Origin of the sequence: [Actinomadura] parvosata subsp. kistnae, from assembly GCF_900323885.1 — a bacterium.
Taxonomy (GTDB): Bacteria; Actinomycetota; Actinomycetes; order Streptosporangiales; family Streptosporangiaceae; genus Nonomuraea; species Nonomuraea composti.
Map to the genome: position 1 here is coordinate 766,465 of NZ_OOHJ01000030.1, position 22,968 is coordinate 789,432.

Sequence of the window (22,968 nt, forward strand, 5' to 3'; positions counted from 1 at the left end):
GAGCGGGTGGTCACCGACTGGAGCGAGCGCGGCCTGCGCGAGTCGCTGGAGTCGAGCCTGCGCCGGCTGCGCCGTCCGGCGGTGGACGTGCTGTTCCTGCACGACCCGGACGACTTCCGCGAGGAGGTCCGGCGCACCGGCTATCCAGCGGCGCGCCGGATCCGCGAGGAGGGGCTGGCGGGGGCGATCGGCTTCGGGATGAACCACTGCGAGCCGCTGGCGGCGTACGTGGCCGAGTTCGAGCCGGACGTGGTGCTCATCGCCGGGCGGTTCTCGCTGCTCGACCACGACGCGCTGACGACCCTGCTGCCCCTGTGCGCGAAGACGGGGACCACGGTGGTGGTGGGCGGGGTGTTCAATACCGGGCTGCTGGCCGACCCGAAGCCGGGGCGATGTTCCACTACCGCGAGACGCCGCCGGACGTGCTGGCGCGGGCGCGGCGGTGCCGGGAGGTGTGCGCGGAGTTCGGGGTGCCGCTCGCCGCGGCGGCGCTGCGGTTCCCGTACCTGCATCCGGCCGTGGGGTCGGTGGTGGTGGGGTGCCGGTCGGCGGAGGAGGTACGCGCCAACGCGGCGGCGGCGCGGACCGAGATCCCGCCGGAGCTGTGGCACCGCCTCGCCGCGGAGGGCTTCGTCCCGCCCGAGCTGCTGGAGGCGTGACCGGCTCTGAGACCTGCCGGGCCCGCCATGACAGGGCCCGGCATAAAGCGGGCGCGGCATAAAGCGGGCGCGGCATAAAGCGGGCGCGGCATAAGGCAGGCCCGGCAGGTCCCGGAGGTCAGCCCGCGTCGCGGGCGGCCAGGTACTCCTCCAGCCCGGCCCCGGTCAGCGGGTAGTAGTCGGACAGCCGCCCGCCCTCGTCCAGCCGCCGCCGCGCGAACTCCTCGCGGTCCTGGTGCAGCAGCGAGTCCTCGGCCAGCGCGACGGCGCTGCGCTGCGGCACGACGACCGCGCCGTCCTCGTCGGCGACGATGAGGTCGCCGGGCGTCACGAGCGCGCCGCCCACGCCGACCGGCACGTTGAACGCCGACGGGAACAGCTCGGTCTGCGAGGCGTAGTGCGGCGTCACGCCGGTGCACCAGATGGGCACGCCGAGGGCGCGCACGCGGGCGGCGTCGCGTACCCGCCCGTCGACGACGATGCCGGCGCCGCCGCGCAGCTTGAAGTAGCGGACCAGCATGTCGCCGAGGCAGCCGGTGAAGTGGCTGGCCTGGGCGGACACGACGAGCACGTCGCCGGGCCTGATGGTCTCCAGCACCGCCCACAGCGCGGTCTTGCGCTCGGCGTCCTCCTGCTCGCCGCCGGAGAAGACGTCCTCACGCTGCGGCAGGAACTGCAGCGTGACCGCGCCCCCGGCGACGCGGACGTCCGGCTCGCGGTGCAGCGGCACGGGCCCGTCGATGAAGGTGCGGGTGATGCCCATCTGGTGCAGCTTGGCGCAGGCGGTGGCGGCGCTGACGCCGTCGAGCGCCGCCACCATCCGCGCGGTGGGCCGGACGAAGGGCGAGGACTGCGCCGGCCCCAGCATCGTCTCGTAGGTCTCCTGCATGTTCGTGTTCACGCGTTGCTCTCACCCAAACGTCGACAATTATCGCCTATCGATGGTAGATGTAACTGCCGATCGTCGAGGGCTGTCAACATTGGAAGGAGACGCCCATGTCAGACGGATCGGCGGAGCGGGCCGGGGCAGAGTGGTTCCGGGCGGCGCGCTTCGGATTGTTCGTTCACTTCGGCTTGTACAGCCTCGCCGCGCGGCACGAGTGGGTGCGCAGCCGCGAGGCCATGTCCGACGCCGACTACGACCGCTACCTGGAGCGGTTCGACCCCGACCTGTTCGACGCCGCCGCCCTGGCCAGGGCGGCTCGGGAGGCGGGCATGCGGTACGCGGTGCTGACCGCCAAGCACCACGACGGCTTCTGCCTGTTCGGCTCGGCGCTGACGGACTACACCTCGGTCCGGGCGGCCGGGCGCGACCTGGTCGCCGAGTTCGCCGAGGCGATGCGGGCGGAGGGGCTGCGGGTGGGGCTCTACTACTCGCTGCTGGACTGGCGCCATCCCGACTTCACCATCGACCGCTACCACCCGCTGCGCGACAGCGTGCCGCCCGAGGAGGCGAAGGGGCACGACATGGCGCGTTACCGGGCGTACCTGCACGGGCAGGTGCGGGAGCTGCTGACCGGCTACGGCCCCGTCGACCTGCTGTTCTTCGACTTCACCTATCCGGCGAAAGGGCCGGAGGAGTGGGGCGCGGCGGAGCTGATGGCGATGGTCCGCGAGCTGAGCCCGGGGATCGTGGTCAACGACCGGCTCGGCATCCCGGGCGACTACGTCACGCCGGAGCAGTACCAGCCGGACGCGCCGCTGACCCGCGACGGCGCGGAGGTGATGTGGGAGGCGTGCCACACGCTGAACGGCTCGTGGGGCTACGACCGCGACAACCACGACTACAAGAGCCCGGACCTGCTGGTGCGCATGCTGGTGCAGTCGGTCGCCTGCGGCGGCAACCTGCTGCTCAACGTCGGCCCCACGGGGCGGGGCGCGCTGGACCCGCGCGCCGCCGAGACGCTGCGCGCGATCGGGGCGTGGACGTCCCTGCACGCGCGGGCGGTGCACGGCGCCGGGCCCAGCGCGTACGAGCCGCCGCCGAACGCGCTCTACACCCAGCGCGGCGACCGCCTCTACCTGCACCTGCTCGCCTGGCCGCTCAAGCACGTCCACCTGCCGGGACTGGCCGGCCGCGTCCGGTACGCGCAGTTCCTGCACGACGGCTCGGAGGTACGCATGCGGGAGCTGGACGGCGGCGAGCACGAGCACAACAACCTCGCTCCCCCGGGCCGCGAGCCGGGCACGCTCACCCTCACCCTGCCGGTGGTCCGGCCGGACGTGCTGTTGCCGGTCGTCGAGCTGGTGCTGCACGGCGAGGAACCCTGAGGCCGCACGAACTGGCTCTTGAACAAGTGAGGCACGCGAAATAACATCACCTATCGATAGACGATTAATGATGGAAGTAGGAACATGAACAGGCGACTGCTGGCGGCCGCGGCGACGGCCCTCGCGTTAACGGCGACGTCGGCGTGCGGCGGCGGTGGCGGGGGCACGGACAGCGCGACGGGCAAGACCACGCTGCGGATGATCGTCAACATCACGCCCAACCTCACCGAGCAGTTCTGGAACGGGCTGTTCGACCGCTACGAGGCCAAGCACCCCGGCGTGAGCGTGCAACTGGAGCTCACCGGCACCATCGAGGCCGAGGCGAAGCTGCGCCAGGACCTCGCCGCGGGCGACCCGCCCGACATCGCGCAGCACGTGGTGCCCACCCCGGAGACCGCCGAGCTCTTCGTGGACCTGTCGGGCGAGCCGTGGGCGGCGAAGACGCCGCTGTTCGACGCGTACGCGATCGGCGGCAAGCACTACGTGGTCGGCGTCGGCGAGCAGATCCAGTCGCTGGTCTTCTACAACAAGAAGGCGTTCGCCGACGCGGGCCTCGACGCCGCCGAGATCCGCACGATCGCCCAGTTCGAGGCGGCGATGGGCAAGCTCAAGAAGGCCGGGCTGGTCCCGCTGCAGACCGCCGGCCAGTGGGTGACCGGCGCGCAGTTCAGCATGCTGGCCGACGCGGGCGTGCTCACGGCCGACCCCGACTGGACGGTCAAGCGCAAGAAGGGCCAGACGACGTTCGCGACCAGCGGCTACAAGCGTTACTACGAGCTCTACCGGTCATGGCTCGACCAGGGCTTCCTCGACAAGAGCGCGCTCGGCCTGCAGTACCCCGACGGCCAGGCCGCCTTCCTCAAGGGCGACTCGGCGATGTACATCATGGGCTCGTACTTCGTGCCCGCGGCCGACGAGGCCGGCAAGAGCGACGGCATCGGCGTCTTCCCCGTGCCGTCCGACGGGGCGTACCCGCCCGGCCAGTTCGGCAACATGGCGCAGCCGTACACGGTGGTCGCGCAGTCGAGGCACCGTGAGGCGGCGATCGACCTGGTCGAGTGGCTGGTGACGGACGAGGAGGCCATCAAGGTCCAGCTCGCCGCCGACGGCAACCTGCGCAAGGGGTTCTCCTACGACGTCTCCAGCCTCGGCGACGGCGTGCAGAAGGTCCTCGACGAGACGCCCGTCGTCCTGGTCAAGCAGGGCGACCGGCAGCCGGTGCAGGGCTACGCCGACGAGCTGAACAAGCAGATCCAGTCCCTGTTCACCGGCGCCTCGCCCGCCGACGTCGCCACGAAGCTGGACCAGTGGTGGGACTCGCAGGGCTGAGCGCGGGCTCCGTGCGGCCGGCCGCGCGGAGCCCCGAACCGGATCGCGGCACGCCGGGCGGCCCGTCATCGCGGCGCCGCCGCCTGCGCGAGGCGGCGCTGAGCGCGGGCATGCTCGCCCCCGCCGTCGTGGTCTACACGGTCATGACGATCGTCCCGGTCGTCGTGGCGCTGTACCTGAGCCTCACCGACTGGAACGGCTTCTCCGCGGCGGCCTTCGTCGGCCTGGACAACTACGCCCGCCTGTTCGACGACCCCGACACCACCAGGGCCGGGGTGGTCACCGTGATCGTGGCCTTCTTCGGGTCGGTGGGCATGCTCGGGCTGGGCCTGGTGTACGCGCTGCAGCTCAAGGAGCGGAACTGGGCCAACTCCTTCTTCCGCACCCTCGCCTATTACCCGCACGTGATCAGCTCGCTCATCCTGGGCTTCCTGTGGAGCGCCATCCTCGGCACCAACGGCGCGATCAACAACACCCTCGCCGACCTCGGCATCGGCCCCGTCGGCTTCCTGTTCGACGAGAACCTCGCGGTGATCACGCTGGTGGGCGTCATCGTGTGGGCGGGCTTCGGCTTCAACGTGGTGCTGTTCGTGGCCGGCCTGCAGACGGTGCCGCGCGAGCTCGTCGAGGCGGCGCAGATCGACGGCGCGTCCCGGCGGCAGATCAACCGCAGGATCGTCATCCCGATGATCGCGCCGGTCGTCACCGTCGCCATGGTGCTCAACCTCGTGGGGCTGATCAAGGTGTACGACATCGTCGTCAGCCTCACCGACGGCGGCCCGGCCGGCGCCACCGAGACCATCGCGTACGTCATCCTCACCAAGTCGTTCGCCGGCACGGACGTCGGCTTCGCCACCGCCCAGGCCGTGGCCCTCATGGTGGCCTCCGCCGCGCTGTCGGTCGTCGTCACCGCCCTGCGCAACCGGCAGGACCGGGCCGCGACCGGCTAGGTATCCCCAGGAGCCTCCATGACCCCCAACCCCCGCGCCGGCGCGCGGCGGCCGTCGCCGGTCCGCGTCGCGCTGCTGACCCTGCTGTTCGCCGTCATGACCGTGCCGGTCTACCTGCTGCTGGTCAACAGCTTCAAGTCGCAGCAGGACATCCAGAACAGCCCGTTCTCGCTGCCGTTCGGCAGGATCTCGCTGGACTACCTGGCGGCGGCGGTGCAGAGCCCCCAGTACAACGTGCTCAAGAGCTACGGCTTCACGCTCGTGCTGGTGGTGGCCGTCGACCTGCTGTGCATCCTGTTCGCCGGGCCGGCCGCGTACGTGATCGCGCGCAGCCTCAAGCGGCGCACCCAGTTCCTGCTGCTGTTCTTCCTGGCCGGCACGTTCATCCCCGCCTCGGCCCTCATCGTGCCGCTCATCTACGTGCTGCGCGCGATCGGGCTGGACAACACGGTGGCCGGGCTGATCCTGCACGACGTCGCCATGACGCTGCCGGTGAGCATCTTCCTGTTCGTCGGCTTCATCCGCACCGTCCCCCGGGACATCGACCACGCGGCCGCGATCGACGGGGCGGGGCGGCTGCGCACGTACTGGCAGGTCATCTTCCCGCTGACGCGACCGGCCGTGATCACGGTGCTGATCCTCAACTCGATCGGGATCTGGAACGACTTCATCAGCCCGCAGATCCTGCTGAGCCCCGGCTCCGGCACCTACACGGTCACCACCGCGATCTACGCGGGCATCAGCCAGTACTCGACCGACATGACCAAGGTCTTCCCCAACCTGCTCCTCGCCGTGGCCCCGGTGATCATCTTCTTCGTCTACATGCAGCGGCACATCATCAGCGGCCTGACGGTCGGCGCGCTCAAGGGCTGAGCGGGCCCCACCCCCCATCTCGGAAAGGCGGAACAGTGTCCATCAGACGACGGTTGTGCGCCACGTTGGCGGCTTGTCTCCTGTTACCCCTGGCGGCGGCACCTGCATCGGCGCACGCGGGGACCGCGCCAGGGAAGATCCTCTACGTCGCACCCGGCGGTGACGACGCCGGCAGCGGGACGAAAGGCCGCCCCTTCCGTACGCTCGAAGGGGCCAGGGACGCGATCAGGAGGCTCAAGGCCCGCCACGGCCTGCCCCGCGGCGGGGTGACCGTCTACCTGCGCGAAGGCACCTACCAGCGCACCGCGTCGTTCGCGCTCGACCAGCGCGACTCCGGCACGGCGAAGGCGCCAATCGTGTACCGCTCCTACCCTGGCGAGACGGCCCGGCTCACCGGCGGCCGGCAGCTCGCCCACGACAGCTTCACGCCGGTGACCGACGAGGCCGTGCTGCGGCGCATCGTGGACGAGCCGGCCCGCGGCAAGGTGCTGCAGGCCGACCTCAAGGCCCTCGGCATCACCGACTACGGGCAGCTCAGCCGGCACGGCTACTGGAAGGCCAACGACGTCAGCACCGTCCCGCCGATGGAGCTGTACGTGGCGGGCCAGGGCATGACGCTGGCCCGCTGGCCCAACGACGGCACCGTCCAGATGAACCAGATCATCGACGCCGGGCCCACCGTGAAGGACGCCGACCTGCAGAACCGGGGCGGCACGTTCAGCTACGGCTACGACCGGCCGCGCCACTGGACGCAGGCCGAGGACGTGTGGCTGGACGGCATCTTCGGCTACAGCTGGGAGTGGTCGTACAACAAGATCGCCAAGATCGACACCGAGGCGAAGACGATCACCCTGCGCTACGGCGAGATGTCCGGCCTGATGAAGTCGTGGTACCCGGACTTCCACTTCGCCCAGAACCTGCTGGAGGAGCTGGACGCCCCCGGCGAGTACTACATCGACCGGGCCAGGGGCGTGCTCTACCTGATGCCCAACGCGGCCTTCCGCACCAAGCAGGGCGACATCACCGTCACCATGCTCAAGGAGCCGATGATCAAGACCGCCGGCGCCTCCCACGTCTCCTTCCAGGAGCTGGCCCTGGAGTACGGGCGCAGCCTGCCCGCGGTGATCCTCGGCGGCAGCCACGTCACCATCGAGCGCAGCGACATCCAGAACTTCGCCGACGGCGGCGTCTACATCAACTCCGCCGGCCGCTACGTCTACGACGGCATCCCGGACAAGACCAAGGGCCGCGACCACGCCGTGGTGTCCTCCACGATCCGGCACGTCGGCGGCGTGGGCGTCGTGCTCAACGGCGGCGACGACAAGACCCTGGAGCCGGGCCGCAACCGGGTGGAGAACTCCCACATCCACGACTTCGCCTACTACCACAAGGCGTACAACCCGGGCGTGATGTTCGACGGTGTCGGGAACACCGCGCGCGGCAACGAGATCCACGACGCGCCGCACCCCGGCATCATCGTGCACGGCAACGACCACCTCATCGAGTACAACGACATCTACGACATCTGCCAGGACTTCCAGGACCTCGGCGCCATCTACATGAACGCCGGCATGACGCCGCACGAGCGCGGCACCGTGATCCGGCGCAACTACTTCCACCACATCGGCGAGGGGCGCGGCGGCGTCGAGGGCGTCTACCCCGACAACCTCACGATGGGCCTGACGATCGACGAGAACGTCTTCTACCGGATGGGCAACGACGCCATCAAGAGCGGCTCCGGCGACCACATCAAAGCCAGGAACAACATCTTCGTCGACACCCACGTCCCGTACGACAACTACGAGATGTGGATGGGCGACCAGCCGGGCAACACGGTGGACAAGAACTACCTGCCCGCCTGGCGCAAGCTGTTCGAGGAGAACGGCGGCTTCGCCGGCACCCCGTACGCCACCAAGTACCCCGAACTGCTCGCCTTCTTCGACGAGAACCACTACTTCCCCGCGAAGAACTTCTTCGAGAACAACCTCGTCTGGAACCCCGAGCTGGCCCGCGCCACCAGCGTCAACCAGCACGGCGCGCGGGACGTCAAGAACCTGCTCAACTACGCCGGCAACTGGGTGGCCGACCGCGACCCCGGCTTCACCGACTGGAAGGCCGGCGACTTCTCCCTGAAGGCGGACGCCGAGGTCTTCCAGCGCATCCCCGGGTTCAAGGCCGTCCCGTTCGCCGAGATCGGCCCCCAGGGCAAGGTCGGGCTGCCCGGCGGGCCCGACCGGATCGAGCTGACCGCCCTCCACCTGCCCGGCGACGAGCTGACCGTCCCGCTCGGCAAGACCGTGTCCGTCCGGGCGGAGCCGGTGCCGTGGAACGCCACCGACCAGGCGGTCACGTACGCCAGCGGCGACCCGGCCGTGGCCACCGTGAGCGCCGCCGGGGCGGTCACCGCGCTCATGCCGGGCACCACCACCGTCACCGTCGCCTCCAAGGCCCACCCGGAGATCACCGACACGGCCACCGTCACCGTCAGCGAGGGCGACGGCGTCATGCACGCCACCGACTTCGAGTCCGGCGGCAACGGCTGGCCCGTCGACCCCAACCGCGCCATCGTCGCCGACGCCGCCGGCAACCACTGGTACCGGATCGTCAAGGGCGCCAACGGGCTGCTCGACCGCGCCTTCACCGACTACGCGCTGGCGTACCGGCTGCGCACGCCCGCGCAGGTGCCCGAGGGGGCCGTCCTCATCATGTACGACCGCCAGGCGAACGGCGGCAGCGGCTACGTCCGCTACCGGCACGCGGCGGCCGGGCCGACCTGGACGCTCTACGACGCGCAGTGGCGGACGCTGGCCCAGACCGTCCTGCCGGCCGAGCGCGCCCTGCGCCCCGACACCGTCTACGACGTGCGGATGACGGTGCGGGGGGCGTCGGTGAGCGTCAGCGTCGGCGGCGAGACCGTGCTCGAAGGCGAGCACCCGGCGCACAACCCGTCGGGCAAGGTCGGCTTCTACGCCGAGGGCTTCACCCACCTCGACTTCGACGACGTCACGTTCTCGCTGCCACGGGCGTCCTGACCCCGCGTCCGGGGCGCCGCCGCCGGGTGGCGCCCCGGGCCGCGCCATCCGGCATGATCTGCGGTTGTGAGTGCATCCGAGCATGGTGACGAGAAGGACGGCGCGCGCCTCGCACCGGCGGGCCGCGCGCTGCTGAGCCGGCTGCTGCCGGACGCCGGGCCGGAGGATCTCACGGTCCGCCAGGGGCAGTTCCACCAGGTGGTGATCGCCCCGGACCGGGTGGTCTGCCTGCCCCGCACCGCCGCGGCCGCCGCCCGGCTGCCGCGGCGGGCCGCCGTCCTGCGCGTGCTGGCCGGGCTCGATCTGGGGTGCGGCACGCCTGAGCCGCTGCGCGAAGGGCCGGATTTCCTGGTGCTCAGCCGGATCCCGGGAGCGCCGCTGGAGGCGGCCGCGCTCGGCGATCCCGAGGTGGCCGCGGCCGTCGCGGCGCAGTACGTCACGTTGCTGTCCGGGCTGGCCAGGGCCGGCGCCGACGAGAAGGCGCGCGCGGCACTGCCGGCGCCACGGGGCCGGTGGCGGCGGTTCGCGGCGGACGTGCGCGCCGAGCTGTTCCCGCTCATGTCCGGCGGCGGGCGTCGCCGGGCCGGGCGGGAGCTTGCGGCGCTCGACGACCTTCCCGACCTCGCCGACGCGGTGGTGCACGGCGACCTCGGCGCCGAGAACGTCCTGTGGCTCTGGGACGGCGGCTTGCCGCGGCTCAGCGGGGTGATCGACTGGGACGAGGTCACGATCGGCGATCCGGCCGAGGACCTGGCGGCCATCGGCGCGAGCTACGGCCAGGGCTTCCTCGGCCGGGTGCTCGCGGGCCGGCCGGACCGGGACGTGGCCGCGCGCATCGCCGCCATCCGTGGCACCTTCGCCCTGCAACAGGCCCTGTCCGCGTACCGGGACGGCGACGACGAAGAGCTGGCGGACGGGCTGGTCGGCTACCGCTGAACGACCGGGACCGGCCCCGGCCCTGTTTCGGCCCTGCTCCGGCTCAGCCGGCGATGAGGGCGTTGGCCTCCGTGAGGAACTTCCTGGCCGCCTCGTCCGGGCTCATCCGGCCGAACAGGACGTCGTCGGTGTACCGCTTGAGCACCTCCTCCATCGCGCTGGCGCCCTTCGGCGGGGCGGCGGGCGGGTCGGTGAGCTCGTCCTTGATCTCGTCCAGGAACGCCAGCGTCTTCTTGTCGGCTTCGGGAAGGTGGTCGCGGACCGCCGCCAGCACCTTCGAGCTGGCGGGCAGGCCGCGGTCGCTGAGGATGATCGCGCCCGCCTCCGGGTCGTTGACCATGAAGTTGATGAACGCGTCGGCCTCGGCCTGGTGCCCGGTCTTGGCCGAGGCGGCGTAGAACATCGCGGGCTGCAGGAACATGCCGCCGGTGGCGGCCCCCCGCACGCGCGGCATGCGCAGCAGCTCCATGTCCTTGCCGCCCGCCGCCTTGCTGATCGCGCCGAGCTCGTTGCTCCACCACATGCCCATCGCGCCGTTGCCGGTGGCGAACAGCGAGCGGTCCACGTTCTGGGCGCTGAGCTCGATGCTCTTGGCGGCGTCGGGCGAGCCCTTGGTGTCGATCAGCTTCCGGTGGACGGCCCACCACGCCTTGATCGTCGCCGCCGAGACGCCGATCCTGCTGCCCTCGTAGAACGACTCGCCCCGCTGCGCGGCGAAGATCTGCAGGAAGGCCGGGTTGAACGCCTGCTGCGTCCCGTACACCTTGCCGCCGCTCCTGGCGGTGATCCTGGCCGCCAGGTCGATGTACTGCTCCCACGTCCACGTGGGACCGGGCGGCTTCTGCCCCGCGCTCGCGATCGCCTTCGGGTCCGCGATGAGGGACCACGTGTTGACCCCGGTGGGGATGCCGTACTGCTTGCCGCCGATGGCGCCGGTGGCCAGCACCTTGCCGTCGATGTCGCCGGTGTCGACCCGGCCGGACAGGTCGGCCAGGGTGCCGCGCTCGGCGTACTCCCGCAGGCCGCGGATCTCGATCGTGATGACGTCCGGCGCGGCGTCGCTCGCGACGGCCGTGGTCAGCTTCTCGTAGTAGTCGCCGAAGCCGGAGAACTCCCCCACCACGTCGATGTGCGGGTACTTGGCCTCGAACTTCCTGATCGCCGCTTCGGTGCGCTGCTGCCGCACGTCGCTGCCCCAGTAGGAGAAACGTAAGGTGACCCGGTCACCGGCGCTCCCGCCGCCGCAAGCCGATGTGGCGATCAGGACAGCGGTGGCCAGCGACGCCGCTGCCCACCTCGTCGTGCCGGAGCCCATGCTCTGCCTCCTGAACCGAAGAAGATCGCGCAAGGCTACCCTGACTCCCCGCGTCACGCACGCCGCCGGGAACCCGTGAAACGGCATCACAACCTGTGGCGGGTACGCAGGCTTCCACGTCAGGTCGAACTCTCCCCGATGATTCCGCGTATCTCGGGATGGCGACGGCCGCGCCCCTTCCACGGACACACCTCGTGGGCGGCGGGCCGGAGCCGCGATCACAGCTGGAGGGATTGTGATGAGACATCGACCTGGCTCGCGTGCCCGCCGAAGAACGGCGGGCGTGCTCACCGCTTTGATGGTCATGAGCAGTGGTTTCGTGACCAGTGCCACCGCTGCGTCGGCCACGGCCTTGGCGTCGGTCATCTCCTGCCCCGCCGTGGCGGACCGGCTGGGGCAGGTGCCCGCTCGCGCCGAGGCAGAGGTGCAGCGCAACCTTCAGCAGCTGGAGACCCAGCTCGCCGAGGCCAACCGGCGCCTGGCGAACTCGGCCGGCCAGGGCGGCCCCAACTTCGTCCAGAACGCCATCCTCGGCCCGCTGAAGGACAAACGGGCGGCCACCCTGCAACGCATCGCGATCGCCTTCCAGCGCGCCGGCGCCGAGGCTCCTTCCGGACTGCAGAACCTGGCCACCTGCGCGGTGGAGGACGACGGGAACGACGCGGGCGACGGCGATCAGGAGAACGGCGGGCAGGAGAACGGCGGGCAGGAGAACGGCGGGCAGGACACCGGCAACCAGGGCGATAACGGACAACAGACCGGCGACCAGGGCCAGAACAACGGCGACCAAGGCGACGGCGACCAGGGTGACCAAGGTCAGGGTGATGGGGGTCAGAACAACAACGGTGCCCCCGGCCAGATCAACTGCCCCGCCGTGGCGGACCGGCTCGGGCAGGTGCCCGCTCGCGCCCAGGCAGAGGTGCAACGCAACCTTCAGCAGCTGGAGACCCAGCTCGCCGAGGCCAACCGCCGCCTGGCGAACTCGGCCGGCCAAGGCGGCCCCAACTTCGTCCAGAACGCCATCCTCGGCCCGCTGAAGGACAAGCGCACCGCCACCCTGCAACGCATCGCGATCGCCTTCCAGCGCGCCGGCGCCCGGGCACCGGCCGGCCTGCAGACCCTGGCGACCTGCGAGCTGCGCAACCCGGGAGGCGGCGGCAACGGCGGCGGCAACAATGGCGGCAACAACGGCGGGAATGGCGACAACGGAGGCGATGGGGACGGCGGCGGGAATGGCGACCAGGGCGGCGACGGAGGGAATGGCGGGAACGGTGGCGGGCAGGCCAGAGGTCCCGTCCCTGAGGACTTCGTCGACATCCGTTCCGTACGACCGAACGTGAACACCCCCCGCACCCAGCGCAACGGCTCCCGAGGCACGTTCAGCGTCGACTGCGGCCGCAACGAGCGGCGGATCTTCAACTCCGACAACGTGATCGTGGCGCCCGGCGTGTCCAACGGCGCGCAGCACACGCACGACTACGTCGGCAACGTCTCCACCAACAACCAGTCCACGAACGAGAGCCTGCTCGCCGCCGGCACCACGTGCCGCAACGGCGACAAGTCCACGCACTACTGGCCGGTGGTGCGGGCGCTGGGCCAGGAGGAGTTCGACGCCGACCAGCGTGGCGGCGGTCTCGACCTGAACGTCGGCAAGATCCTCACCCCGGTTCAGGTGCAGATCACGTTCAGGGGCAACCCGACGGCCAAGGTGGTGCCCGCTCCGCAGTTCCTGCGCATCATCACCGGCAACGCCCGGGTCGGCGGCGCCGACCCGAACGCCGGGTGGACGTGCACCGGGTTCGAGAACCGCCAGCTGACGGACAAGTACCCGCTCTGCCCGCGCGGCAGCCGGCTCGTGCGGGTCTTCGACTTCCAGAGCTGCTGGGACGGCCAGAACATCGACAGCGCCAACCACCGTACCCACGTCACCTTCCCCCAGGCCGACGGGAGCTGCCCGCAGGGCTTCCAGCCGATCCCGGCGCTGGAGCACCGGCTCGTCTACAACGTGCCGCAGGGCCCCAACTTCGCCGTCGACGGCTTCCCCGAAGAGCTGCACAAACCGATCACCGACCACAGCGACTTCATCAACCTGATGAACGAGCAGCAGATGCGGCAGGTCGTCGACTGCATCAACGCGGGCAGACGCTGCCGCTGACCGCCTCACCCGCCGCTGCCCCCAGGACCCCGGGGGCAGCGGCGACGTCACGCGAAGAGGAAAGGCAAGATCATGGCCGGCTTCTCCCACCCGCGACCCGATCGAGGCGCCGCGCCGGCGGTCCTGACGCTGGCCCTCGCCTCGGTGCTCGCCCTCACCGGCTGCGGCGGCCAGGCGCACGCCGGGCACGAGTCGCGGCCGGCGGCGGGCATCGCCGCCGCCGGAGCCCAGCCCCAGCGCACGTACACCGTCGAACAGCTGGCGGCCACCATCGGCTGCACCGCCAGGATCACCCTCAAGGCCCTGGACTACCGCCAGGGAGAATGCGTCAGCGACGGCATCCCCTACGTGTTCCTCGACTTCGACACGGCCGCCGGCCAGCGCGAGTGGCTCGACTACGCCGAGATGTACGGCGGCCTCTACCTCGTCGGGGACCGGTGGGCCCTGTCGGCGAAGTCGAAGTCGTTCATGCAGGAGCTGAGCAAGCGGCTCGGCGGCACCGTCGAGGAGCACGGCGCCGCCCGCCCCGGCCCGTCCCACAGCCCGCACTGACGCCCGCGCGGCCTGGACCCCGCCTGTTCAGCCCGGCGGCAGGCTCACCGCGAGCAGCGTGGCGAGGGTCAGGCGGGTGACGTCGGCCAGGTAGCCGTAGTCGAGGGTGTCCACGTCGTCCGAGGTGTCGTGGTAGTGCGGGTTGCCCTCCCCTTCGTACGCGCCGATCGTGACGTGGCCGCGGGCCTCGAACGGCATGTAGTCGCTGGCGAAGATGGGGCCGAGCCGCACCGGCAGATCCGTGTAGTCGGCGGCGGCCTGCGCCATGACGTCGCCGAACTCGCGGGAGGGCCGGTCGTTGCCGGGCACCGCGTTGCCGAGGTCGCGTTCCACGGTGATGGAGCCGTCCGGGGGACGGAAGCCGATCATGTCGAGGTTGATCAGGCGGTGCACCGGGGTGCCCGCCGCGGCCAGGTCCTCCGCGTACGCCGAGGAGCCCCAGAGCCCCTGCTCCTCCCCCGAGAACAGGACGAACCGGATGGTGTCGCGCAGCGGCACGTCGCGCAGGACGCGGGCGATCTCCAGGACGGCGGCGACGCCGCTGGCGTTGTCGTCCGCGCCCGGCGCCCGCGACACGCTGTCGCCGGCCGTCGCCATGCGGCAGTCGTAGTGCGCGCACAGGATGAGCAGGCGGCCTGCCCCGTCCTCGGCGGGTTTGTCGCACACGACGTTGTCGGCGGTGTGGCCGGAGCGGGTCCACGGCACGCGGGCCGGTTCGTAGCCGGCGTCGGTGAGGCGGCCGGTCAGCCGGCGGGCGGCGGCGTCCAGGTGTGGGGAGAAGGTGTGGCGGGTGGGGAAGGCGGCCAGCTCCGCCACGTGCTCGCGCAGCGCGGCGGGGCCGATCCGGTCGACGAGGGCGGCCACGCGCGGGTCGCGGTCGGCGTCGGCCGACTTGGAGCGCGCGACCGGGACGCTGGCCGAGGGCGGGTAGCGCTTGTCCGGGACGGGGTATCCGGGCGACGGCGTGCTCATGACACCCTCCCGCCCGCCGAGCGTGGCCGGCTCATGACGGCTCCTCGTCCGCGAGGCCGGCTCATGACGTGCTCCCACCCGCGAGGCCGGCTCATGACGTGCTCCCACCCGCGAGGCCGGCTCATGACGTGCTCCCACCCGCGAGACCGGCTCATGACGTGCTCCCGCCCGCGAGGCCCGGCAGGCAGCGGGGGCAGCCGTGGTAGCCGCGGGCCAGCGCGCCGGTCTCGGTCTCGAACGGCTCCCTGCGCCCGGGCGGGAGGTCCTGCCAGGTGGGGCAGGTGGCGACGTGCAGCTCGCCGGTCTCCGGATCGCCGAAGAAGAAGCCCTCGGTCTCCTTGACCGCGACCGTCTCGATCGTCATCCGGCCGGCCGCCAGCCCGTCCCGGTACTGGGTCACGACCAGCGGGTAGGTCTGGAGGTGCTCGGCCTTGCCGGAGACGTCGATGACCACCTCGACGCCGACGCGGTCGTCGCGCAGCAGCGGGAAGCCGGTCAGCCGGCCCTCGCCGCCGCCGCGCAGCCGCAGCACGGCATCAGTGCCGCCCGCCGGGGAACCGGCGGTACCGGTGGCGCCGGTGGTGTCGGTGAAGCCGGTGGCGGCGGCGCCGGTGACGACGCGCGCGGCCGTCCTGATCTCGATCGTGCTGTCCGAGGGCAGCGCGCCGGCGTCGACGCTCAGCGTGCTCGTGCCGGCCCGCGTGCCGCCGCGCAGCCACAGCGACACCTTGGTCCGGCCGCCCGGCACCGACAGTTGCGGGACGACGTTGCGCTGCCCGACGTTGTTGTCGTAGCGGACGAGCCGGTCGTGCGGGACGGGCCCGGTGAGGGTCGCGGTGACGGCCGGGTCGGCGGCGCCGTGGGCGACGGCCAGCAGGCATTCGTGCCCGGCGAGCTCCGGCGTCCACGCGAACGGTCCGACGCGGACGGACCCGCCCGCCGGGATGGGGTCGGTGACGGGCAGCGTCCCGAGGGACTGGAAGTGGGCGGGCCAGATCATGCCGGTCCCGGGGTCGCAGCGGAACGCCTCGACGGTGAACGTCCCGGCCTCGGCCTGCTGGGTGCCGCGGTTGCGGACCCGGACGTACAGGAAGTTCGGGCGGCCCACGACGGGCGTCTGGTGGCCCTGGGCGGGGTCGTCGCCGTCGGCGGGCGAGACGTTGCGTACCCAGATGTCGGGTGAGGTCCAGTGCACCTCGGGGCTGGGGATCAGGCCGGTGTCGGCGTCGCTGTCGCCGATGTAGACGTCCACGGGGCGGGGCGGCCACAGGCCGCGCGCCACGAAGGCGGCGTCCATGACCTTGCCGTACAGGCCGCCGGTGATGCGCTGGTCGGCGCTGATCATGCCTTCGGCGAGCGAGCGGGCGTGCTCGGCGCCCTGCGAGGAGCTGTCCGGGACGATGGTCAGCATCTCCAGGAACGTTTTGATGACGGCGTCGGAGGCGTCCCGGCGGCGGCCCGCGTCGGCGGAGTCGCCGCCGAGCGCCAGGTAGGTCTGCCAGACGGCGGTGCCGAGCATCGAGTTGCGCAGGTTGTGCTCGAAGCCGTCGAAGCCGTCGTCGTCGAAGCGTTCGGTGCGGTCGAGCGTGCGGGTCTCGCTCCACCGGTCGGTGGCGTTGTTGTCGAACGGGAACGTCTCGGCGCGGCGGTGCCGGGTCAGCGCGGTGCGGTCGCGGAAGACGGCGGCGATGGCGTCGCAGAAGCTGTGCTCGTACGACAGCGAGCCGCCGTGGTCGCTGCCGAGGAACTCGAAGACGCCGTGCAGGTACTCGTGCAGGATGACCCCGGTGTCGGCCGCGTCGGGCACGCCGCCCTCGCCGAAGCGGATGCGCGGCGGCGTGCCGGGCACCCACTGGCTGTTGTCGGCGCCGTCGAACGCCTGCGGGTCGACGTCCACGCGGCGCATGTTCTGGTTGAGGGTGGGGTGGCCGAGCCCGCGCAGGTAGCGGGCGAACGTGTCGAGCCAGTAGTAGGCGTTGGCGCTGAGGAAGCGCCGGTCGGCGGGGTGGGTCCGGTAGTGGAAGGCGGCGGCCGGCTCGTCGGGCTGGGCGAAGGTGGGGGTGTCCCAGTCGACGCACCTGAACCAGTCGCCCTGGAGCGTGAACCGGCCGTTCACGGCGGCGTCGATCTCGGCCTGGACGACGTGCCGTAAGCCGTCGAGCGCGGCGGCGCCGGATGCGGAGCTGAGGGTGGCGTCGTCCGACTCGCTGACCGGGTCGGGCATGAAGACGCTCAGGTCGGCGGTGACGTACTTGCCGCGCAGCGCCACCCAGAGCACGTCGCCGGAGACGGCGTCGGCCACGACCTGGAACTGCTCGTACGGGTCGCCGGTCTCGACGCCGCAGTCGTAGACGAGGTGGATCGCCCCGTCGGGCGCGGCGCCCGTGGCCAGCAGCGCGGCCGGGGCCGTGGGGTAGTCCTCGGCGGGCACCGGCGGGCGGTGGTCGTCGCGGACGTACCCGAGGGTGTGCCGGTCGACCTGCGCCGTACCGGCGTATCCGGCGAACACGGCGGTCACCCGCTCGCGCACCTCCTCGAACGGGCGGGCCCGCGCGGGGTCGGGCGCGCCGGCGAGGTCGCCGTCGGTGGTGTTGTCGACGTTGGTGACGCCGGCCTGCTCGATGTCGGCGACCGCCTGGGCGCCGGACCCGAGGACGGGCAGGCCGTTGTGGTACTGCTGGTAGCGGATGCGCAGCGTGTTGATGCCCTCGGACGCGTCCACCTCGCGCAGGTCGAGCGGGCCGGTCTTCATGTCGCTCGCCCGGCCGGCCATGAACCGCTCGATCGCCTCGCGGGCGGAGGCGGCGCGCTCGCGCGTACCGGCGGGGTCGCTGAACGTGCGCAGGACGTCGTCGCGCACCTGCTCCCCGGCGCCGGGGGTCACGCGGAGGAAGTCCGGGTCGTGGTGGGGGGTGTCAGTCATGGCAGGTCCCGGTGAGTGAGTCGATGACGACTCTCACGGTAGGGAGCGGGACGGGCCGCCTGCCTCGGGGGACGGCCTAGGAGTTTCCCCAGCGTTGGGGTCGAGGTTGACCTTGGGTCAGGGCGGACGCTCGTCCCGACGCCGTTCCAGGCGCGACACCTTCCCATCACCCACAACGGCGGCACGGTCGGCTCCGCCGCGCTGATGTACGGCACGCCCGACGGCGCCAAGACCCTGACCGGCGTGCTGAACTGGGTGGACGACGCCGGCCTGGCCATCGGAGCGGCGTTCGGGAACGCCCGGCGCAGGCTCGTCAAAGAGGTGTTCTGCTGAGGATCCGCCCTTGGTCACGGCCCGGTCCCGGATGGGCCGTGACCAAGGGAAGCGCGTGGCCGCGGTCAGGCGCAGGTGTAGCCGGACGGCAGGGCGGTGTTGCCGCTGGGCCTGCTCGCCTGGAAGCCGACGCTGGTCGTGCTGGCTCCGGGGGCGAGCGTGCCGTTGTGGCCGACGCTCTTGAGCGTGACGGTCTGGCCGCTGGTGGTGACGGTGACGTTCCACGAGCCGGTCAGGGTGTGCCCGGCCGGCAGGGTGAAGGTGACGGTCCAGCCGTTGATCGTCGAGGTGCTGGTGTTGGTGACGGTCAGCGGCTGGATGACGTACCCGGTGGCCCACTGGGACTGCACGGTCGGGGTGGCCGAGCAGGTGCCGGTCGTGCCTGCCTGGGTGGTGACCTGGACGGTGCCGGAGACGGGCGAGACGTTGCCGGCGGCGTCGCGCGCCCGCACCTGGTAGCGGTAGGTGGTGCTCGCGGTCAGGCCCGTGTCCGTGAACGAGGTCGTGGCCGAGGTGCCGGCCTGCGTGAACGTGCCGCCCGTCGCGCCGGTGGCGCGCAGGATCTCGTACGCGGTCACGCCGGTGTCGTCGGTGGAGGCCGTCCAGGTCAGGGTGGTGCCGGTGGCGGTGGTGCCCGAGGCGGTGAGCCCGGCCGGGGCGGTCGGCGGCGTGGTGTCACCGCCGGTGGCGGTCGTGGTGAAGGTGACCGGCGCGGAGTTGCCCGACAGGTTGCCCGCGCCGTCGCGCGCCCGCACGTACACCTGGTACTGGGTGCCGGCGCTCAGCCCGGTCAGGGTGATCGAGGCGGTGGTGGACTGGCCGAGCTGCGGGTCGGTCGCGCCCTGCTCCCGGTAGACGTTGTAGCCGGCCAGGCCGGAGCCGCCCTGGTCGGTGGAGGCGGTCCAGGTCAGCGTGGCGCTGGTGGCGGTCACGTTGGACGCGACCGGGGTGCCCGGCGTGGTCGGCGGCGTGGTGTCGGTCTGGCTGGTGGTCAGGCCGAAGAACTGGACGGCGTACATGGCCATGCCGCTCTGCGGGAGGACGTGCCCGGCGCCCTGGATGCTGTACGCCTCCACCTGCACGGTGCCGGACGCGTCGGCGTACCGGCTGCGGCTCCAGCCCGACTGCGGGGTGTCCGTGCTGGTCGGGGTCTGGCTCAGCCCGAACACGTTGGTCCACTGCTCGATCGACTCCCGCAGCAGCGAGTAGGGCACGAGGGTGTCGGCGGTGCCGTGCCACAGCTGGATGCGCGGGCGCGGCCCGGAATAGCCGGGGTACGCCTGGCGGACCGCGTCGCCCCACTGCTGGGGCGTGCGGTCCATGCTGCCGCCGGTGCACTTGCTGCTTCCCGGCGGGTAGTCGGAGGCGCCGGCGAAGCAGTTGAACGGCACGCCCATGAAGGAGGCGCCCGCCTTGAACACGTCCGGGTAGAGGGCGAGCATGTGCTGGGTCATCATGCCGCCGGAGGAGCTTCCGGTGGCGTAGACGCGGTTCGGGTCTCCCTGGTAGGTCCGCTCGACGTACTCGATCATCGAGATGATCGAGACGGGATCGCTGCCGCCGCCGCGCCGCTTGGCCGCGTCCGACCAGGTGTCGAAGCAGTTGCCGAACCCGGCCGACTGGGTGGCGCTCGGGTAGATGACGACGAAGCCGTACCGGTCCGCCAGCGAGGCGAACTCGCTGCCCTGGTAGAAGCCGGGGCCGGAGCCGCCGCAGCCGTGCATGGCGACCACGATCGCCGGTGAGGCCGGGCGCGAGTCCGGCACGTAGACGTGCATCCGCATGTTGCCGGGGTTGTTGCCGAAGCTGGTCACCTCGACCAGGCTGGCAGCGGCGGCCGGCGATCCGAGTACCACGGTCATGACGGCAAAGAGCGCCGCGGCGCAGGCACCCGCCAGCGCCTTGGTCAGTCGTCTCATTCGCGCTCCTCCTCTCCCTGTCCGCGGCGCGCCGCGGATCGACCTCGGTCGCTGGAAAATAAAAGGGCTGCGATTCACCGTCAATGTCCGGCGGGTGCCCGCGCCCGCCGCCTCACCTGGCAGAAAGCCGTTTCCCCTGGTTATCAAGTAACTTGCTATCAAGGTCCTTGATACGCGGTTAGGAAACTTACATCGAGCCCGTTCCGACAAGGGCGCGATATCGTCTCCTGGTGACCGATCCGGGTGTCCCCGCGGCCGCTGCGCCGGACTCGCCTCCGCCTCGTGTGAGCTACCTCGTGTTCCGGCTCGAACGCCGCATCCGCGCCTGCCTGGACGAAGCACTCGCCCGGCACGGCCTGACGACCACCGAATACATGGCGCTCAGCGAGCTGCGCCTGCGCGACGCCCCGTCCTCGGCCGACCTGGCCCGCATCGCCTTCGTCACCCCGCAGGCGATGAACCTGGTCATCCGCGACCTCGAACAACGCGGCCTCATCCGCCGCGACCCCCACCCCCGCGGCGGCCGCGCGCTCCGGACCCGCCTCACCCCGAAGGGCCTGAACACCCTGCGGCGCTGCGACCGCTCCCTCGACAGCATCGAAGCCGTCATGCTCGCCGACATCGACGAAACGGACCGCACGACCCTCGCGGAAACGCTCACCCTGTGCGCCCGGGCCCTCCCCCACGACACCCGCACCCTGGCCTCGGTCCCCCGCTCCCAGAAACCACCACCCCCCGGCCCCTAGCCCACGCGCTACGCCGAACCTGGCGCAACCGGAGGCCTCGGGAGGCCAGCCGGAAGGCCGTCAGCCGTCGGCGTGTCCGTGGCCTCCAGGTCGCGCGGCACGGGAACCACCTCCAGAGCGAGGTCCATCCGTTCCAGCCACTCCAAGCGCACGCCGGCGGCCCGCGCCCGCTCTTCCAGCGTGAGCCGCACCTTGTACACGCCCAGGAGGAGCGCCTGCAGAGAGTCCACGCCGAACGCCACCGTGACGATGTCCTCGCCCAGACCCACGATCCGGCAGGGGCAGCACCAGTCGCCGTGGGCCGACGAGTCGTCAGGGCGTGGCCGGCCGAGCCGCACGGTGACCGGTGTGCGGGTGCCGTCCGGGGCGACCGCCTCCAGCAGCCGTTCCGCCACAGTCTCACCGAGTTCGTCGGTCGTCGCCATCAGCTTGCCGAACTTCCTTTCGCATAGCCTGTCTTCCAAATCCGCCCGCGGGTCCCGGCGCACGTCGCCGACGGCCCGGCCGGGGTTGTCAGCCGTCGATGCGCGCGGGAGAGAGCGCGTCGGCGAGGTCGCGCCAGTATGGCATCGCCGTCCGGCCCGGTTCGACCCCGATCACCTGTACGGCGACGTGGTCGGCGCCGGCCCTGACGTGGTCGTGGAGCCTGCCGACGATGGTGTCGAGGTCGCCCCAGAACACGACATCGTCGATGAGCCGGTCGCTGCCGCCGCCGTCGATCTCCTCCTGCGCGTAACCCAGGCGGCGGAACTTCGCCCTGTTGTACGGGCTGCTCAGGTAGGGGGCCAGGTGCTCGCGGGCCACGGCACGGGCCCTGGCCGGGTCGCTCTCGAACAGCACCGCCTGCTCGACGGCCAGGAACGCCTCCGGCCCGAGGATCTGCCGCGCGTGCGCGGTGTGCGCCACGGTGACGTGATAGGTGTGGGCGCTGCCGGTGCGGTCGCGGGCCAGTTCCAGCATCCTCGGCCCGTACGCGGCCAGGATGCGCCGCACCGGGCTCTTCGGCGCCGGGTTGAGCGTTTCGAGGGCGTCCATCTCATCCAGGTAGGCGCTCATGGCGGCCAGCGGCTTGACGCCCGGCCGGGGCACCCCGCCGAACCCCAGACCGAGCACGTGCCGGTCGGGGTAGGCGTCGGCAAGCAGGACGGCGGCGCCGTGCGTCCACCGCGCCTCGCGCGCCCAGATCTGCGCGATGGCGTTGACGACGTGCAGGCGCTCGGTGCAGGACAGCAGCAAGCCCGCGTGCGTGAAGGCCTCACGCCCGAGCAGCTCCGGCATCCAGAACGCCCGCCACCCCTGCTCCTCCAGCTCCTGGACCGACTCGCGCATCCGCGCGGCCGGTTGGAACTCGAAGTCGAAGGTGTAGATGCCGAACGTGCCCAGGTTCAGGCCGTCGATACCACCCATGGGAAGTCCCCCCTGTACTCGTAGATCGATCCGATATGTGACACCGCCACCCCGATCCGGCCGCCGGCGGCTCAGAGCTGCGTGGCCAGCCAGATGGTGTGGGTGTCGAAGACGGTCTCGAACCGGCACGCGATCCCATCCACGAGGTGCCAGACGTGGACGAACCTGGCCGCTCCTACCTTGCCGGTCGTGCGGTTCACGCCGCGGTACTCGCCCTGGGCGAAGAGCCGGTCGCCCACCGGGGTGAGCTCGAACGTGGTGATCGTGAAGTCGGACCAGTCGACGGCGATCGGCGCCATCGCCTTTTCCACCACCTCCTGCGGGCTGTGGTAGGTGCCGCCGGTCGCGCCGCCGGCCGCCACCGTCCACGTGATGTCGGGTGCCAGGAGCTCCATGAACCCCTGCATGTCGCCCGCGGCCAGCGCCGCGTAGATCCCGGTGACGGTCCGGAGGTTGGTCCGCTCGGCCGGGGTGAGGGTCTTCGTCTCGGTTTCCATGATGTACGGCTCCTCAGTCGTTCGATCTGCTGCCGCCAGACCACTACCAAGAACTGCTCATTTCCCAGACCGTCCGGCCGCCGATTTCCGTCCACCGGG

General features: G+C 71.4%; 19 protein-coding genes and 1 pseudogene. 12 read left to right on the forward strand and 8 right to left on the reverse strand.

Features of this window, described 5'->3' with window-relative positions; genetic code table 11:
• Positions 1-6: 6 nt before the first annotated feature.
• Positions 7-318: pseudogene (locus tag KIS93_RS69460) on the forward strand (aldo/keto reductase); the annotation flags it as partial.
• A gap of 74 nt (positions 319-392) precedes the next feature.
• Positions 393-659, forward strand: a complete 267-nt coding sequence (locus KIS93_RS68160; RefSeq protein ID WP_186405102.1) for an aldo/keto reductase — start codon at positions 393-395, stop codon at positions 657-659.
• 118 nt (positions 660-777) lie between these two features.
• On the opposite strand, the gene KIS93_RS59325 is transcribed toward KIS93_RS68160, so the two are convergent.
• Positions 778-1,560, reverse strand: coding sequence for an RraA family protein (locus tag KIS93_RS59325; RefSeq protein WP_222108118.1), 783 nt, complete (start codon positions 1,558-1,560; stop codon positions 778-780).
• A 95-nt stretch (positions 1,561-1,655) separates the two neighbouring features.
• Between KIS93_RS59325 and KIS93_RS59330 the strand changes: the two genes are divergently transcribed.
• From KIS93_RS59330 to KIS93_RS59355, 6 genes are all read left to right on the forward strand, one after another.
• Complete coding sequence (locus KIS93_RS59330; RefSeq protein ID WP_080039812.1) at positions 1,656-2,930, forward strand: alpha-L-fucosidase; 1,275 nt, start codon at positions 1,656-1,658, stop codon at positions 2,928-2,930.
• A gap of 84 nt (positions 2,931-3,014) precedes the next feature.
• Positions 3,015-4,259: an ABC transporter substrate-binding protein gene (locus KIS93_RS59335; RefSeq protein ID WP_080039813.1), complete on the forward strand. Its 1,245-nt coding sequence runs from the start codon at positions 3,015-3,017 to the stop codon at positions 4,257-4,259.
• Positions 4,238-5,209, forward strand: a complete 972-nt coding sequence (locus KIS93_RS59340) for a carbohydrate ABC transporter permease (RefSeq protein WP_222108119.1) — start codon at positions 4,238-4,240, stop codon at positions 5,207-5,209. The genes KIS93_RS59335 and KIS93_RS59340 overlap by 22 nt, the downstream gene beginning before the upstream one ends.
• An 18-nt stretch (positions 5,210-5,227) precedes the next feature.
• Complete coding sequence (locus KIS93_RS59345) at positions 5,228-6,082, forward strand: carbohydrate ABC transporter permease (protein ID WP_080039814.1); 855 nt, start codon at positions 5,228-5,230, stop codon at positions 6,080-6,082.
• A 35-nt stretch (positions 6,083-6,117) separates the two neighbouring features.
• A complete protein-coding gene (locus KIS93_RS59350; RefSeq protein ID WP_222108120.1) occupies positions 6,118-9,114 on the forward strand; it encodes a right-handed parallel beta-helix repeat-containing protein in 2,997 nt (998 codons plus the stop codon).
• Positions 9,115-9,180: 66 nt separating this feature from the next.
• On the forward strand, positions 9,181-10,050 hold the full coding sequence (locus tag KIS93_RS59355) for a phosphotransferase family protein (RefSeq protein ID WP_080039815.1): 870 nt from the start codon (positions 9,181-9,183) through the stop codon (positions 10,048-10,050).
• Between the two features lie 43 nt (positions 10,051-10,093).
• Here KIS93_RS59355 and KIS93_RS59360 read toward each other — a convergent pair whose 3' ends face one another.
• Entirely contained in the window at positions 10,094-11,365 is a 1,272-nt protein-coding gene (locus KIS93_RS59360; protein WP_186405103.1) for an ABC transporter substrate-binding protein, read from the reverse strand.
• 283 nt (positions 11,366-11,648) lie between these two features.
• Here KIS93_RS59360 and KIS93_RS59365 point away from each other — a divergent pair, with 283 nt between their 5' ends.
• Both KIS93_RS59365 and KIS93_RS59370 read left to right on the forward strand, forming a co-directional pair.
• Positions 11,649-13,520 carry a DUF1996 domain-containing protein gene (locus tag KIS93_RS59365; RefSeq protein ID WP_222108121.1) on the forward strand — a complete coding sequence of 624 codons (1,872 nt, stop codon included), beginning with the start codon at positions 11,649-11,651 and terminating at the stop codon, positions 13,518-13,520.
• Positions 13,521-13,592: 72 nt separating this feature from the next.
• The gene (locus KIS93_RS59370) at positions 13,593-14,072 is read left to right on the forward strand and encodes a hypothetical protein (protein WP_155127763.1); all 480 of its coding nucleotides are present in this window, start codon (positions 13,593-13,595) and stop codon (positions 14,070-14,072) included.
• 27 nt (positions 14,073-14,099) lie between these two features.
• Here the strand turns inward: KIS93_RS59370 and KIS93_RS59375 are convergent, their stop codons facing one another.
• Together KIS93_RS59375 and KIS93_RS59380 are read right to left on the reverse strand one after the other, a co-directional pair.
• Positions 14,100-15,044 (reverse strand): M28 family metallopeptidase, encoded by a 945-nt coding sequence (locus tag KIS93_RS59375; RefSeq protein WP_080039817.1) that lies wholly within the window; start codon positions 15,042-15,044, stop codon positions 14,100-14,102.
• A 151-nt stretch (positions 15,045-15,195) separates the two neighbouring features.
• Entirely contained in the window at positions 15,196-17,967 is a 2,772-nt protein-coding gene (locus KIS93_RS59380) for a hypothetical protein (RefSeq protein ID WP_080039818.1), read from the reverse strand.
• Positions 17,968-18,171: 204 nt separating this feature from the next.
• On the opposite strand from KIS93_RS59380, the gene KIS93_RS68165 reads away from it, so the two are divergent.
• The gene (locus KIS93_RS68165; RefSeq protein WP_268966976.1) at positions 18,172-18,300 is read left to right on the forward strand and encodes a hypothetical protein; all 129 of its coding nucleotides are present in this window, start codon (positions 18,172-18,174) and stop codon (positions 18,298-18,300) included.
• 65 nt (positions 18,301-18,365) lie between these two features.
• Here KIS93_RS68165 and KIS93_RS66970 read toward each other — a convergent pair whose 3' ends face one another.
• The gene (locus tag KIS93_RS66970) at positions 18,366-20,219 is read right to left on the reverse strand and encodes an extracellular catalytic domain type 1 short-chain-length polyhydroxyalkanoate depolymerase (RefSeq protein ID WP_080039819.1); all 1,854 of its coding nucleotides are present in this window, start codon (positions 20,217-20,219) and stop codon (positions 18,366-18,368) included.
• Positions 20,220-20,503: 284 nt separating this feature from the next.
• Here KIS93_RS66970 and KIS93_RS59390 point away from each other — a divergent pair, with 284 nt between their 5' ends.
• Positions 20,504-20,965: a MarR family winged helix-turn-helix transcriptional regulator gene (locus tag KIS93_RS59390; RefSeq protein ID WP_080039820.1), complete on the forward strand. Its 462-nt coding sequence runs from the start codon at positions 20,504-20,506 to the stop codon at positions 20,963-20,965.
• A gap of 8 nt (positions 20,966-20,973) precedes the next feature.
• Here the strand turns inward: KIS93_RS59390 and KIS93_RS59395 are convergent, their stop codons facing one another.
• The 3 genes from KIS93_RS59395 to KIS93_RS59405 form a co-directional block, all read right to left on the reverse strand.
• Positions 20,974-21,390 (reverse strand): DUF6968 family protein, encoded by a 417-nt coding sequence (locus tag KIS93_RS59395; RefSeq protein WP_080039821.1) that lies wholly within the window; start codon positions 21,388-21,390, stop codon positions 20,974-20,976.
• An 88-nt stretch (positions 21,391-21,478) separates the two neighbouring features.
• Positions 21,479-22,372 (reverse strand): TIGR03620 family F420-dependent LLM class oxidoreductase, encoded by an 894-nt coding sequence (locus KIS93_RS59400; RefSeq protein WP_080039822.1) that lies wholly within the window; start codon positions 22,370-22,372, stop codon positions 21,479-21,481.
• A 71-nt stretch (positions 22,373-22,443) separates the two neighbouring features.
• Positions 22,444-22,869: a nuclear transport factor 2 family protein gene (locus KIS93_RS59405; protein WP_080039823.1), complete on the reverse strand. Its 426-nt coding sequence runs from the start codon at positions 22,867-22,869 to the stop codon at positions 22,444-22,446.
• Between the last annotated feature and the right edge of the window lie 99 nt (positions 22,870-22,968).

Excerpts from the sequence above, each read along its gene's own strand:
- KIS93_RS68160 (WP_186405102.1), top strand. The coding sequence starts at position 393 with ATGTTCCACTACCGCGAGACGCCGCCGGACGTGCTGGCGCGGGCGCGG.
- KIS93_RS59330 (WP_080039812.1), top strand. The coding sequence starts at position 1,656 with ATGTCAGACGGATCGGCGGAGCGGGCCGGGGCAGAGTGGTTCCGGGCG.
- KIS93_RS59335 (WP_080039813.1), top strand. The coding sequence starts at position 3,015 with ATGAACAGGCGACTGCTGGCGGCCGCGGCGACGGCCCTCGCGTTAACG.
- KIS93_RS59345 (WP_080039814.1), top strand. The coding sequence starts at position 5,228 with ATGACCCCCAACCCCCGCGCCGGCGCGCGGCGGCCGTCGCCGGTCCGC.
- KIS93_RS59360 (WP_186405103.1), bottom strand. The coding sequence starts at position 11,365 with ATGGGCTCCGGCACGACGAGGTGGGCAGCGGCGTCGCTGGCCACCGCT.
- KIS93_RS59370 (WP_155127763.1), top strand. The coding sequence starts at position 13,593 with ATGGCCGGCTTCTCCCACCCGCGACCCGATCGAGGCGCCGCGCCGGCG.
- KIS93_RS59375 (WP_080039817.1), bottom strand. The coding sequence starts at position 15,044 with ATGAGCACGCCGTCGCCCGGATACCCCGTCCCGGACAAGCGCTACCCG.
- KIS93_RS59380 (WP_080039818.1), bottom strand. The coding sequence starts at position 17,967 with ATGACTGACACCCCCCACCACGACCCGGACTTCCTCCGCGTGACCCCC.
- KIS93_RS68165 (WP_268966976.1), top strand. The coding sequence starts at position 18,172 with ATGTACGGCACGCCCGACGGCGCCAAGACCCTGACCGGCGTGCTGAAC.
- KIS93_RS66970 (WP_080039819.1), bottom strand. The coding sequence starts at position 20,219 with ATGAGACGACTGACCAAGGCGCTGGCGGGTGCCTGCGCCGCGGCGCTC.
- KIS93_RS59395 (WP_080039821.1), bottom strand. The coding sequence starts at position 21,390 with ATGGCGACGACCGACGAACTCGGTGAGACTGTGGCGGAACGGCTGCTG.
- KIS93_RS59400 (WP_080039822.1), bottom strand. The coding sequence starts at position 22,372 with ATGGGTGGTATCGACGGCCTGAACCTGGGCACGTTCGGCATCTACACC.
- KIS93_RS59405 (WP_080039823.1), bottom strand. The coding sequence starts at position 22,869 with ATGGAAACCGAGACGAAGACCCTCACCCCGGCCGAGCGGACCAACCTC.